This is a genomic window from Algoriphagus aquimarinus, assembly GCF_900112005.1.
GTDB classification, from domain to species: Bacteria; Bacteroidota; Bacteroidia; order Cytophagales; family Cyclobacteriaceae; genus Algoriphagus; species Algoriphagus aquimarinus.
This window is the reverse complement of sequence record NZ_FOKK01000003.1, coordinates 129,803-144,157: the sequence shown is the minus strand read 5'-3', so window position 1 is coordinate 144,157 and position 14,355 is coordinate 129,803. Positions and strand designations below refer to the sequence as shown.

Genomic DNA, 14,355 nt, shown 5'->3' with positions numbered 1-14,355 from the left:
CTCCAATGAAAAGACCTTTGTACAGAACCATCACACTTGCGCTTATCACATGTTTGATCCCACTGTCCAAGGCCTATTCTCAGGATGATGAGATGGTAGCTGCAGCTCCTCTTCTTGACGAGGAGGTCTTGCCAAATTATCACTACGAGTACATTCCAGATTTCACTTATGAGCAAATTGACCGTCGTGTAAAAGCGATGGATCACGAGATGGCCTTTGAGTTGAATGATAAAGTTTTTTCATTTATCCAGTACTTTACAGTAAGAAACAGAGACTATACTAAGATGGTCTTGGCTCGAAAAGAGCTATTTTTCCCGATGTTTGATGAGATGATGACAAAGCATGATATGCCTTTGGAAATCAAATATCTTTCCATCATCGAATCTGGTCTAGATCCTCAAATACGTTCTCGAGTGGGTGCTATGGGACTTTGGCAGTTTATGCCGGCTACAGGCAGAATGTATGGCATGAATACCAACAATGACATAGACGATAGAATGGATCCAGAGCTTTCTACTGAGGCTGCTGCAAAATACCTGAAATCACTCTATCGAATGTTCGATGATTGGGAAGTCGCTATGGCAGCTTACAATTGTGGGCCTGGCAATGTGAGAAAAGCAATCAGAAAATCCGGTGGTAAAAAAACATTCTGGGGTATCTACAATTATTTACCTAGAGAAACTCGAAGCTATGTCCCTCAGGTACAAGCTATGTTGTACATTTTAAACCATCTTGAGGAACATAATTTTCATCCAGAAGACCCTACATATGTGGTGGAATATGAGAAAATCCGTTTTGACAGGGCGTTAAGTTTAGATAAGCTAGCTGAACTCACCAATCTATGTGTGTCGGATTTGAAAACTCTGAATCCTGCTATTAAGAATAAAAATCTTCCGGAAAGCAACCGGAGTATGGCTCTCCGTATCCCAAAATCCAAGGTTCCCTATATCAAAGAAAACCTAGCTTGGTTGAACGATTCTCTTAACAATGCCCCTACGATATTGCTAGCTTCTAACTTACACCTACAATCCGTTGAAGCCCTTGCTCAGGACATTAGACAAAACGGGACTAGTTACAAAGTACGATCAGGTGATGTTTTAGGATCGATCGCTCAGCGTCATGGTGTGACAGTTACCCAAATTAAATCTTGGAATAATCTATCTTCTAATTTGATCCGTGTAGGTCAGACACTCCATATCAATTCTGGAATGTCAAATACCATAGCTTCCACTCAAACAAACTCTTCAGGCCAGACTACATACACTGTGCAACCAGGGGACTCGTTATGGATCATCTCTAAAAAACATGAAGGTCTGACCGTGGAGCAAATTAAGAGATTGAATAATCTTAATTCCAATAATATTAAGCCTGGTCAAAAACTAATAATTGGATAATTGAGGCCATAATCCAGCTTAGTTTGTTAATTTTTTTTAACTAATGGCATTATTCAATCCGAAATAAGGATATGTGTTGTTATGTCATTAATTTGACATAATCCAAAACCAAACAACCAAAATGAAAACCTTTTCATCCTTGCTTATAACCCTAGTATTGGGCATAGTCCTAACATCTTGCAATTCAGATGGATCTACAGCAGATAGTGCCAAGCCAAAAGCAAGAGGCAACATAGGTGAAATAATTTTAGTAATTGACTCTGTAAAGTGGGCAGGCCCAGTTGGAGACGAGCTAAAAGAGATTTTTGAATCCGACATTCCTGGAATGCTTCGATCAGAAGCTAAATTCAAAGTTAATACTGTGGATCCAAGAGCAATGACGCGCATACTCAAAATGTCAACTAACTTGATTTACGTCACCACTTTTGACGACAAAGGATCTGCTAGTCAAACGATTAACGCTCAATTCTCTAAGGAATCAAAGGAGAAAGCTATGAATGATAGCAATATGTATTCTTTAAGGATTGAAGATGAATATGCGATTGGACAAGAAGTTTTATACTTATTCGGAAATACTGAAGACCAACTTATCGCAAACCTTAAGAAAAACGGAGGCCGTTTACAGAACCTTTTTGAGGTAAGGGAAAGAGGCAGATTGGAAAAAATTCTGCTTGCCAGAAAAAATTCCGCAGCTGCTTTTGAAGCTAAAAAGAATCTTGGAATCGAAATCAATGTGCCTGCTTCTTATCAGGTGGCAAAGTCTGAAGATGATTTTCTTTGGGTGAGACAAATTACTCCAAGTGCAAATAGAGCTGATATTAGCTTATTTTTCTACGAAACAGATTACACCTCAGAAGAGCAAACATTCCCTGCAAACATCCTAGCACTCAGAGACTCTATTACGAGGCAGCACATTTTTGGAGATCCTGAAGACCCTACGTCTTATGTGATATCTGAAAAACAAATCCCTCCAGCTTTCAGAAACATGGTGATTAATGATAATTTTACCACAGAAATGAGAGGTTCCTGGAAAACCAACAACATCAGCATGGGTGGATCCTACTTGAGTTACATTATGGTTGATCAGAAAAAAGGAAAACTTTATTACATTGAAGGATTCGTATTTTATCCTAATGAAATACACAGAGACGCCCTTCGTGAAATAGAGACGATTCTTCTCAACACAAATGTGAGTTGGAGTGAAGACCAGGGGGCTTAAAACCCAAATTATACTAGCTTTTTATGGCAATCAAAATCCGAAAGGAAGACGCACTTAATTATCATACGCAAGGTTCTCCTGGCAAAATAGAAGTAAACCCAACAAAACCACTTTCCAGTCAGATGGATCTTGCTCTTGCCTACTCTCCTGGAGTAGCCGAACCATGCAAGGAAATCGAAGCAGACGTGGAAAATGTTTATAAATACACTGCCAAAGGAAATCTGGTGGGGGTAATTACTAACGGAACAGCAGTGCTTGGATTAGGCGATATCGGGCCAGAAGCTTCCAAACCAGTAATGGAAGGAAAGGGAGTCCTTTTCAAAAAATTTGCTGGGATTGATGTCTTCGATATTGAGATCAATGAAAGAGATCCGAAAAAGCTCATTCAAATTATAAAATCGCTAGAACCTACTTTTGGTGGAATAAATCTAGAAGATATCAAAGCACCTGAATGCTTTGAAATTGAAACTGAACTGAAGAAGGAAATGAAAATTCCTGTCATGCATGATGATCAGCATGGCACAGCTATCATCTCTGGAGCAGCATTGCTAAATGCTCTGGAGATTGTAGAAAAAGATATTTCCAAAATCAAATTGGTGGTAAATGGAGCTGGTGCTGCAGCAATTTCCTGCACACGCTTCTATATATCTCTAGGCATAAAGAGAGAAAATATTGTCCTATGTGACATAGTAGGTATTCTGCGAGCAGACAGAACTGATCTTGATGAGATTAGAAGAGAATTCTGTACCGACAGAGATCTTTACACGCTCACAGATGCTATGAAGGATGCGGATGTATTTTTAGGTCTTTCGGCGGGAAATATAGTAAGTCAGGATCAGCTCAGACTAATGGCGCCAAATCCAATAGTTTTTGCCTTGGCAAATCCTGACCCAGAAATCTCCTATGATCTTGCCGTCGCTACACGCGAGGATCTGATCATGGCTACAGGACGATCTGATCATCCTAATCAAGTGAACAACGTTCTTGGATTCCCATACATTTTCCGTGGAGCCCTAGACGTCAGAGCTACTGCAATCAACGAAGAGATGAAACTGGCGGCTACTCACGCTATAGCTAAACTTGCGAAAGAGCCTGTACCAGATATTGTAAATAAAGCTTACGGTGAAGATAAACTCGGTTTTGGAAGATTGTATCTTATCCCAAAACCACTTGATCCTAGACTGATCACTACCATCGCTCCTGCTGTAGCTAAAGCTGCAATGGACTCTGGTGTGGCTAAGTATCCAATAAAAGATTGGGATTCCTACGAGCTAGAGTTGCAAGAACGCATAGGAATAGACCAGAGACTTATGTCTGTGGTGATAGCGAGAGCCAAAAAAGACCCTAAGCGAGTAGTATTCGCGGAAGCAGATAACAGAAAAATCCTTAAAGCAGCTCAGATTATTAGAGACGAGAAAATCGGTGAGCCAATACTATTGGGTAACCGAGAGAAAATTTTGTCTTTGATCGAAGATAATTCTCTTGATTTAAGCAACGTCACTATTATTGATCCAATGGAGGAGAAAGAGTTGCTGAATAAATTCGCAGATATGCTCTTCCAGAAGCGCCAAAGGAAAGGCATGACAGTAGGCGATGCTGCAAGGCTGGTGACACAAAGAAATTACTTCGGAGCTTTAATGGTAGAATCCGGAGCTGCAGATGCCTTTATTTCCGGTCTTACACGTGATTACCCTAAAACTATCTTACCATCACTTCAGACTATAGGTGTGAAGCCAGGTGTAAATAGAGTGGCAGGTATGTACATCATGAACACTCCAAAAGGCCCATATTTCTTTGCGGATGCTACAGTAAACTTAAATCCTTCCGCTGAGGAACTGGTAGAAATCATTGGATTGACTGCAGATGCCGTAAGATTCTTCAATATGGAACCGAGAATTGCAGTCCTTTCTTATTCCAACTTTGGGTCTGCCAAAGGAGATATTCCTGATAAAATGGCTAGAGCAACTGCTATCGCTCAGAAAAAATATCCAGATTTGGTTATCGAAGGAGAAATGCAAGCAAACGTTGCGATCAACGAAGATATTCAACGGGAGATGTACCCGTTCTCTAGGCTCATTAATAAGAGAGCAAATACATTAATCTTCCCAGACTTAAGTTCAGGCAACATTGCCTATAAACTTCTGGCTGAACTTGGAAACTCTGAAGCAATTGGGCCTATTCTACTAGGAATGAACAAACCTGTTCACATTTTACAACTAGGTAGCTCAATCAGAGAAATTGTAAATATGGTGGCTGTTGCAGTAGTAGACGCTCAATCCACCAATACCTTATGATCGATTATTTAAGTGGAAAACTTGTATTCAAAGACCCTACCTATGTCATCATAGATGTAGGTGGAATTGGGTATCACGTGAAGATTTCACTTCAAACCTACACAGAAATCAAAGATGAGGAGCAGATCAAGCTCCTCACTTTTCTTCATATCAAGGAAGATGCTCACACACTTTTTGGATTCAAACAAGAAGATGAAAAACGTCTTTTTTTATTATTGCTATCAATCAACGGAGTTGGGCCTAGTACGGGCTTAATGATTCTTTCATCGCTAAGTTCAGTAGAAATAGAACAGGCTATTTTATCAGGCGATGTCGCTACTATTCAGCATGTCAAAGGGATAGGTGCTAAAACCGCCCAAAGAATAATTTTAGAATTGAAAGATAAGGTCGGAAAAGCCGGGTCAGATGCTGCTACCGCTTCACTTGGATTCCTAAAATCCAGCAATAAAATACGTGAAGAAGCGTTACAAGCACTTATAACGCTAGGTTTTCCAAAAGCAGCCGCTGAGAAAAATATCGCAACGGTCCTCAAAAAAACCACTGGAGAAATTTCGTTAGAAGATTTAATTAAAGCATCTTTAAAGACATCATAATTTTACTTTGTATTGAACTTTTGGAGTGTACTGACTTTTTGCGGGAGGAGGTTCCTCGGTAGTTGGCCTAAATTATTCATCCTTTTTGGTCTACTACTGGCCTATTCCACTTCTGAGGCTCAACAAACCAATCCTGACAGTGTTCAGTCTCGGATTGATTCTTTGAATCTAAGGAGGCTATCTCCCTCATATTTGCTTTGGCAAAATATGAGGACGAATCCACTATATCCCACACGCAACCCATTCCTACGATCTCAGAATCCCTTTTTCCCAACTTCCCCTATTACTCAAAATATAGAAGTAAAGATAGATTCTACCCTACGCTATAATGTGGTCGATCAGATAGACACAGTACGAGTGGGTAACGAGCAAGAATACGACTTCGAACAATTTTCGCAGATTCAAGAATATAAAGTCAGGCAAAATTACTGGAGAAGTAGAGCACGTGGTGGTGATGGAGAAAGTGCGGTGGAAGGCCGAGGACTGATCCCTCCCTTGACCGTTAGTCCTTCATTTGATAGACTTTTTGGGGGTAGTGAAATAAATATTGTACCGTCTGGTTATGTCAACTTGGACTTCGGGGCTATTTTCCGACGAGTAGACAACCCTACCCTACCAATCAGACAGCAGCAAAACGGCGGTTTCAATTTTGACCAGCAAATTCAAATGGCGGTGAATGGGTCTCTAGGTGAAAAAGTGAAAATTGGCGCCAACTTCGATTCAAACAACTCCTTTGACTTTCAAAATCAAATGAAGCTGGAATTCAATGGATTCGAAGAGGATATTATTCAATCTGTAGAAATCGGTAACGTGAGCATGCCTGTGCAGAACAGGTTGATTCAAGGAGCACAGAACCTTTTTGGAGTAAAGACCCAACTTAAATTTGGGAAGCTAGGTGTCACCGCCGTTGCGTCAACTCAACGAGGTAGAAGAGATAATCTGACTATCGATGCCAACGGTCAAGGAAGGTCATTTGACATACAAGCTTCAAAATATGATGATAACAGACATTTCTTTATTGGTCATTTCTTCCGGGACAATTATGAAAAATGGCTGAGAGGTCTTCCTCAAGTGCTATCAGGCGTGAATGTGACTAGAATTGAGGTCTACATCATGAACAGGGCTGCCAATACCGAAACACTTAGAAATTTCGCCGCGTTCATGGATTTGGGTGAAGGAAGAGTGATCTATAACCCCACTAACCCAAACATTGGCCAAGGAACTCCTTCTGCTCCAGCTGGAAATTCAGCAAACAACCTTTTTTCAAACATTACTAACAACCCTTCTTTCCGTCCATTTGACACAGGATCTCGAGCGATGGAATCAAGCTTGGGGATCAAAAAAGGGGTTGATTTTGAGCAAATCAATGGTGCGAGAAAATTACTGCCGACTGAGTACTTTTTCAATCCTCAACTGGGCTATTTATCCCTTTTCAGAAGACTTCAAAATGATGAAGTTCTTGCGGTATCTTATGAATACACCTATAACGGACAAGTTTATAAAGTTGGAGAGTTAACCGAGGACTACCAAAACAGACAAGAAGATGAGATGATTTTCATGAAGCTTCTTCGTCCTGCCCGAATCAACACCCGAACTCCAACGTGGGATTTGATGATGAAAAACGTCTATAGCCTGAATGCTAATCAGATTACCAGAGACGGCTTTCAGCTTCAGGTTATATACAGAGACGATAGAACTGGACTAGATAACCCTTCACTCCTAGAAGGTGTGGAAGTCAAGGATAAGCCTCTGATAAGGCTCACAGGGCTAGATAACTTAAATCCTCAAAATGACCCTGCGCCTGACGGAAATTTTGACTTTGTCGAAGGACTCACCATCCTCTCCGATCGCGGACTTCTTGTTTTTCCTGTATTGGAACCCTTTGGATCCACGCTGGAGAAGTATTTCCAACCAGGCGAGGTCGTGCTGAAAGAAAAATACGTTTACGACACACTTTACCGAACGACTCAAGCAGATGCGGAGCTCGTTACCAGACTTAATAAATACTTCATAAAAGGTCGACTGACAGCTGGCTCAGCTAGTGAGATCCAATTGCCCGGCCTAAATATTTCTCCGGGTTCTGTAATCGTTCAAGCTGGTAACATTCCACTGACAGAAGGCATAGACTTTACAATAGATTATAATGTAGGCAGGCTCGTAATAATCAATGATGCAATCCTACAATCAGGTAAGCAAATCAATATAAGTTTCGAAAAAGCGGATTTGGTATCCTTCCAGACAAGAAGTTTGCTAGGCACAAGGCTAGACTATCTTTTCAGCGACAAATTCAATATAGGAGGTACTTTCCTTTACTTAAATGAAAGACCAAATGTCACAAGAATTGCCACTGGTAGTGAAACCTTAAGAAATAGCCTTTGGGGATTAGACGGAAATTTCAGTGACGAATCACGCTGGTTAACTAAAATGGCAGATGCTCTCCCATTTACCAGTACCAAGGAAACCTCGCTTGTTAATATTAGTGGGGAATTTGCACATCTTATTCCTGGCACATCTAACCAAGTAAATGGCGAACAAGCTTCATATATTGACGATTTTGAAGCAGCTATCACTCCTTATAATCTTGGAGGAGCCGCTAATCAAAACTGGAAACTGGCTTCCACACCACAAACTATTGACGACAGATTTGACCTGAGTAGTCAAACGGAAGATAATCTTGGAGCAACGTATCGAAGAGCAAGAGTTGCTTGGTACAATATTGACAACATCTTCTATAGAGAAAATGGCCCGGGTGTTCCATCCAATATTTCACGGGAAGATCGTAGAAATCACTACGTAAGACGGGTGGTACCACAGGAGATTTTCCCTCAGCAAGATCGAGATGTGATCGTTACTCCCGAACCACTTTTTGAGCTGGCATATTTCCCTAGCGAACGAGGGATGTATAATTACAATACCAATCTGACTACAGATGGATTACTCCCTACTCCAAAGAAGAACTACGGTGGAGTCACTAGAGCGATTACCACCGAAGTTGATTTTGATAGGACTAACATAGAATACATAGAGTTTTGGCTATTAGATCCATTTATTGGAGGCGAAAATGGCCGTGTATTAGATGGTATTTTCAATCAAAACAATACTACAGGAGGAAAGCTTTTTATCAATCTTGGAGATATCTCCGAAGATGTGATGAAAGACGGTCGACATTCATTCGAAAATGGATTACCTGCGGATGGCGATCCTGCAGAAACAGGCCAAAATGAGTGGGGAAGAATTACGAGAGAGCAATTCCTTTTACCTGCTTTTGACAATTCTGAAACTTCCAGAAAAAATCAGGATGTAGGTCTTGATGGATTGAAAAATGAGGATGAGGCAAACTTTTTCCGTTCAAGATTCTTGGATCGACTGAATGTAAACACCACTGCCAGGAACGAGATTCTCCAAGATGTTTCAAGCGATTTATTCAAGTATTATCTGGACGAAAATTTCGATCAAAACGATGCTAAGATTTTAGAGCGTTACAAGAAGTATAATGGCATGGAAGGCAATACGCCTGTAACTGCCAATCAAAACCTTCCTTATACTCCATCAGGATCAAATACGCCTGATAATGAGGATTTGAACACAGACAATACCATCAACGAGCTGGAGAATTACTATTCCTATGAGATGGATTTGAAACCAGGTAATATGGTCGTAGGCCAAAATTATATAGTAGACAAAACCACTCATAACGAGGCCGGAGAAAATGTGGATTGGTACTTATTCCGTATTCCTGTTCGCCAGCCAGATCGTGTAGAAGGAGATATTACAGGCTTTAAATCTATCCGATGGATCAGAACTTATTTGACTGATTTTGAGCAACCGGTAGTACTAAGGATGGCTAACTTCCGAATGGTAGGTAGCCAATGGAGAGTCTTTCAGGAATCTCTATTCGAGAGAGGCCTTTTCGAAATTCCTGAACCTGATAATTCCAACGTAACTGTAGACGTAGTAAGCATAGAAGAGAATAGTCAAGGAAGTTCTACCGAAAGTCCATATGTTTTGCCGCCTGGCATTTTCAGAGATAGGGACAATACCTCTACTGTGGAGAGAAGACTAAATGAGCAATCACTCCGAGTTTGTGTGGAAGACCTTGCAGCAAAAGATGCCAGAGCTGTATTCAAAAATGTCACCTTGGATTTGGTGCAATTTGAAAGAATAAAAATGTTCTTACATGCTGATAGCGAAGACGCCATGGATGGAGAAATTTCCGCGTTCTTGCGACTAGGAACAGACAATACTGACAACTATTATGAAATAGAAGTTCCGTTAATGATCACTCCAAAAGGCACGAGAGATCCTAATCAGATTTGGCCTGAGGAAAATGAAATAGACATTGCGATCCAAGATATAGTAGGAGTAAAAGTAGAACGTGATAATCAACATGTTCCGCTGAACATTCCTTTTTCTCAACAAATTGGTCGCTATAAAGTAACCGTAGTAGGTCGCCCAGAGCTAAGTCAGTCCCAATCCTCTATGATAGGCGTAAGGAACCCTGGTACAAGCGGTGGCGGCAGTAGAAGCATCTGTATTTGGGCAAATGAGCTCAGAGTTACTGGGTTCACCAAGTCTAATGGTTGGGCTGCAAATGCCCTGATGAATGTGAAAATAGCAGATGTCGCGGTGGTATCTGCTTCCATCAGACACAATTCCATTGGCTTTGGAGGTTTGGAGACCAGACTTTCTCAACGGTCAAGATCTGCAACCACACAATATGACATTTCTACCAACGTAGATATCCATAAGCTATTGCCAGAAGCTTTGGGCGTGAGCATCCCGATGTATTTCTCCATAGAAAATAGCACGACTAAACCAGAATACGACCCACTGAACCCAGATGTTCCTTTCGAAGTAGCCCTTCAGAAATTTGATACTCAGGGTGAAAAAGATGCTTATCGGGAAATTGCTTTGGATCAAGTAAATCGCAAAAACATCAGTTTCAACAATGTCCGGAAAATCAAGACTAATCCGGACGCAAAAAGTAATTTCTATGATATAAGTAATCTCTCATTTTCGTATGCTCTGGGAATAATGAGCCAGACGAATGCGCAAATTCAAGATTACACATACAAGACCTATCGTGGAAATATCACTTATAGTTTTCAGCCCAAACCGCTTACCATAGAACCTTTTAAAAATGCCGGTTTCTTAGATTCTAAGCATTTACAATTGATCAAGGATTTCAATTTAAACTTATCCCCTACGCTAGTTTTAGCTAGGTTGGATGTTGATCGTAAACATTTGAGATCCCAATACAGAAATGATCAATTGGGCACATCCGGAGTAGATCCGCTTTTCCAAAAAAGCTTCTTTATGAACCGCTTTTATTCTGTGAATTGGGATTTAACAAAAAATCTACGTGTGGATTATACTGGAAGTATTATGGCTATAGTGGATGAACCTCAAGGCGATTTAGACACCGAACAAAAATCAGATTCAGTGAAATATAATGCTTGGAGATTCGGACGAAAGACTAATTATAACCATAACATATCTATTAATTATACCTTACCTCTTGACAAATCCCCGCTTACGGACTGGATAAAAGCAGATTATAAATATATAACGACCTATACTTGGTTGACTGGTGCAATAGGACAAAAAGATACGCTAGGTAATTCCATTCAAAACACTAGAGATCAATCACTCAACGGTAAACTAGACCTTATAAAGCTCTATAATAAAAACAAAAAATTAGCTGCTTTAAATGCTCCCAAGCGACCAACCATCCCAGGTAGGACGGGAACGCAAGCGGAAGATACTATTGGCACACCTTTCACCAATAAGGTTTTGAGAATGCTCATGATGGTGAAAGAAGTAACCTTCAATTATGGTAAAATTGAAGGCACTTTCCTCCCGGGCTACATGCCTAATACGGGGCTCCTAGGAATGGATCGAGCTTTTGATAATCCTGGCTTAGCCTTCTTATTAGGCAGCCAAAACGCCGGTATTAGGAATGATTTCGCACTCGCAGGCATCATGGCTCCAAGTAGTGAACTCACTCAGACTTTCAGACAGAGTAGTGTAGTGAATATGAGGTTTGGTAGTTTGATTGAGCCTTTCCAAGATTTTAAGATAACCTTGAATGCTACTAAACGGGAAATTGGCGACTATCAAGAGATATTCAGGAATTCTATGGATAATCCTGGAGTCTATGAATCTATAAGCCCAAACAGACTTGGGGCATACAGCATCACCACGATAATGTTTGGAACTGCTTTTAGCAAGGATGGTTTTGACAATGAATCCCCGCTCTTTACTGAGTTTGAAAATAACCGAACTATCATCAAAAACAGGTTAGACGGTTTAGATGCCGGAGGAGAATATTCGATAAATGGGCAAGACGTATTAATACCTGCATTTTTGGCGGCATACAGAGGAAAGGATGCTTCTACTTTCAACATGAATCCATTCCCTAAAACACCGTTGCCAAACTGGCGATTGGATTATCGGGGACTTTCTAGGCTGAAAGGGCTGAGCGATATCTTTAGCAGTATCAATATCACACATATGTATACTTCTACCTATGATGCGAGCAACTTCTCCAATTCACTGCAATACCAACAAGGCTTGGAATTGTACAACACGTTACAAAATATCCCTAGACCAACACAGGTGAACAGTGAAGGTCAATACATACCTATTTATGTATTGAATCAAGTAGTTCTTACAGAACGGTTTGGCCCACTGATTGGCATTGATATGTTAACAAAGGATAGATTCAATATTGCAGTGCAATACAATAAAGAACGGAATCTGGGCTTAAATTTCTCTAACTCGCAGGTGACAGAGCAAAAAAGCAACGACTTTGGATTGACTTTAGGTTATACAAAAGCAGGAGTGAAAATTCCTTTTAAGTTCCAAGGAAGGCAGTCCGTTTTGAAAAATGACTTGCAGTTCAAACTAGACTCCAAGGTAGTTAGCACCACTCAAATTCAGAGAAAGATCGAAGAGGGAAGCACTGTTACCAGTGGTAATTTGAATATTTCAATTAGACCCACCATCTCTTACTTAATTAATCAAAATCTAAATCTTACCCTATATTTTGACAGAACGATCAATGATCCTAGGGTAACAACCGCCTATAAGCGAACTTCCACAGCTTTTGGTGGTCAACTTCGATTTAATTTAGGCCAATAGATTTTATCCTTACTTGATTCCTATTAATTTTGACTCCCTTATAAATATTTACAAACATGGATTTCCCACAAGAACTAAAGTACACCAAAGACCACGAATGGGTTAAAATTGATGGTGATGTTGCAACTATTGGAATCACTGAATTCGCAGCTGGCGAACTAGGAGATATCGTTTATGTAGAAGTTGAAACAACAGGTGATACCTTAAACACCAACGAGGTTTTTGGCTCTGTAGAAGCAGTGAAAACAGTTTCTGATTTGTTTATGCCTGTTTCAGGAGAAATTTTGGAAGTAAATCCTGAGTTGGAAGATTCCCCAGAATTAGTAAATGAATCTCCATACGAGCAAGGCTGGATGATCAAGGTAAAAATCACTGGTGATTTACCTTCTGATCTACTGTCTGCAGCTGAGTACGCTGAGCTAGTAGGAGAATAAGAATCTATTTTGAGATTAGGACTTGCAATAGCTTGGCTTTTATTTATTGCCATTGCCATGTTGACTCCTGGGAATAACTTCCCCGATGCTTCCTTCAACTTTCAAGACAAACTGATTCACTTTATATGCTTCGGCACTTTAAGTTTTCTTTGGTGTGGAGTTGGTGTAAAAAGAGTATCTGTAAATGGCGTCAATGGGCGAGTTCTTATCAATTTCCTGATTTTCGGTATAGCCGCTGGAATAGCTCTAGAATACGCTCAGCTATTTATTCCTTACCGATCTTTCGAGTATATGGACATGATTGTCAATGAAATAGGCGGAATAGCAGGTTTATTAGCATATTTTAAGATTCCGACCAGCAAGATTGGCTTGGATTAATGCCTATTAATTATTACAATTGTTATTCAGAATAAGAGCAAAATTTAACCTTTATAAACCAAACTTACCATGGAAGCAAAAAAGACTCCCAGCGCTGATCTAACCAGAAAATCAGGAATGTTCCTGAACCTTGGTTTGGCCGTTGCTGTAGGTGCCACTCTTGCTGCCTTCGAATGGAAGTCATTTGACGATGGTTCTTTGAAAGACCTTGGTCAAGTAACTGATAACTTCGAAGAATTGCTAGATATTCCAATCACGGAGCAGCCACCACCACCACCACCACCGCCAATTGAGCAGCCTATCATCCAGGAGATTCCTGATGAGGTTGAAATTGAGGAGAAAATCGAAGTTAACTTCGATGTGGATGTGAAGGAAAAAACAGTAATTAAAGAAATTGTAATTGCTGAAGCTCCAGTTGAGGAAAAAGCAGATGCGATCTTTGATGTGGTAGAAACTCAGCCTGAACCTCCAGGGGGAATGTCAGGATGGAATAAATACCTTTCAAACAATCTTAAATACCCTACTCAAGCGAGAAGAATGGGTACTGAAGGTACTGTAATTGTAGTATTCGTTGTAAACACAGATGGTTCTATTCAAGACGTTGAAGTTTTGAGAGGTATCGGTGGAGGTTGTGATGAAGAAGCGGTAAAAGTAGTAAGTGCCGCTCCTAAATGGACACCAGGTAAACAACGAGGTCGTCCAGTACGTACTCGAATGAGACTTCCGATTAGATTCAAATTGAGCTAATCACCAAGTAATAATAAAGACCCGATATATCGGGTCTTTTTTTTGCCTTCTATTTAACAACTTTTAGCTTAGTTAAATAGTGTTAGACGATTAGTATCAATGAGTTAGGTAGTGTAAATTATTAGAGTAGTTTTTTTCTAACCTCTAATTTTA

8 protein-coding genes are annotated in these 14,355 nt (G+C 40.3%); all 8 read left to right on the top strand.

Going from position 1 to position 14,355, the window contains the following annotated elements; genetic code table 11:
* Positions 1–5 precede the first annotated feature (5 nt).
* The 8 genes from BM291_RS04850 (at position 6) to BM291_RS04815 (ending at position 14,202) form a co-directional block, all read left to right on the top strand.
* A complete protein-coding gene (locus BM291_RS04850; RefSeq protein ID WP_092895051.1) occupies positions 6–1,394 on the top strand; it encodes a LysM peptidoglycan-binding domain-containing protein in 1,389 nt (462 codons plus the stop codon).
* A gap of 121 nt (positions 1,395–1,515) precedes the next feature.
* Positions 1,516–2,613: a DUF4837 family protein gene (locus tag BM291_RS04845; RefSeq protein WP_092895050.1), complete on the top strand. Its 1,098-nt coding sequence runs from the start codon at positions 1,516–1,518 to the stop codon at positions 2,611–2,613.
* 23 nt (positions 2,614–2,636) lie between these two features.
* Positions 2,637–4,907 carry an NADP-dependent malic enzyme gene (locus tag BM291_RS04840; RefSeq protein WP_092895049.1) on the top strand — a complete coding sequence of 757 codons (2,271 nt, stop codon included), beginning with the start codon at positions 2,637–2,639 and terminating at the stop codon, positions 4,905–4,907.
* Entirely contained in the window at positions 4,904–5,500 is a 597-nt protein-coding gene (gene ruvA, locus BM291_RS04835; protein ID WP_092895048.1) for a Holliday junction branch migration protein RuvA, read from the top strand. The genes BM291_RS04840 and ruvA overlap by 4 nt, the downstream gene beginning before the upstream one ends.
* Before the next feature lie 207 nt (positions 5,501–5,707).
* A complete protein-coding gene (gene sov, locus BM291_RS04830; protein ID WP_245786771.1) occupies positions 5,708–12,643 on the top strand; it encodes a T9SS outer membrane translocon Sov/SprA in 6,936 nt (2,311 codons plus the stop codon).
* A gap of 56 nt (positions 12,644–12,699) precedes the next feature.
* Entirely contained in the window at positions 12,700–13,077 is a 378-nt protein-coding gene (gene gcvH, locus BM291_RS04825; RefSeq protein WP_092895047.1) for a glycine cleavage system protein GcvH, read from the top strand.
* A 9-nt stretch (positions 13,078–13,086) separates the two neighbouring features.
* On the top strand, positions 13,087–13,455 hold the full coding sequence (locus BM291_RS04820; protein ID WP_139229039.1) for a VanZ family protein: 369 nt from the start codon (positions 13,087–13,089) through the stop codon (positions 13,453–13,455).
* 69 nt (positions 13,456–13,524) lie between these two features.
* The gene (locus tag BM291_RS04815; RefSeq protein WP_092895045.1) at positions 13,525–14,202 is read left to right on the top strand and encodes an energy transducer TonB; all 678 of its coding nucleotides are present in this window, start codon (positions 13,525–13,527) and stop codon (positions 14,200–14,202) included.
* The last annotated feature ends 153 nt before the right edge of the window (positions 14,203–14,355 follow it).

Excerpts from the sequence above, each read along its gene's own strand:
- BM291_RS04850 (WP_092895051.1), top strand. The coding sequence starts at position 6 with ATGAAAAGACCTTTGTACAGAACCATCACACTTGCGCTTATCACATGT.
- BM291_RS04845 (WP_092895050.1), top strand. The coding sequence starts at position 1,516 with ATGAAAACCTTTTCATCCTTGCTTATAACCCTAGTATTGGGCATAGTC.
- BM291_RS04840 (WP_092895049.1), top strand. The coding sequence starts at position 2,637 with ATGGCAATCAAAATCCGAAAGGAAGACGCACTTAATTATCATACGCAA.
- ruvA (WP_092895048.1), top strand. The coding sequence starts at position 4,904 with ATGATCGATTATTTAAGTGGAAAACTTGTATTCAAAGACCCTACCTAT.
- sov (WP_245786771.1), top strand. The coding sequence starts at position 5,708 with ATGAGGACGAATCCACTATATCCCACACGCAACCCATTCCTACGATCT.
- gcvH (WP_092895047.1), top strand. The coding sequence starts at position 12,700 with ATGGATTTCCCACAAGAACTAAAGTACACCAAAGACCACGAATGGGTT.
- BM291_RS04815 (WP_092895045.1), top strand. The coding sequence starts at position 13,525 with ATGGAAGCAAAAAAGACTCCCAGCGCTGATCTAACCAGAAAATCAGGA.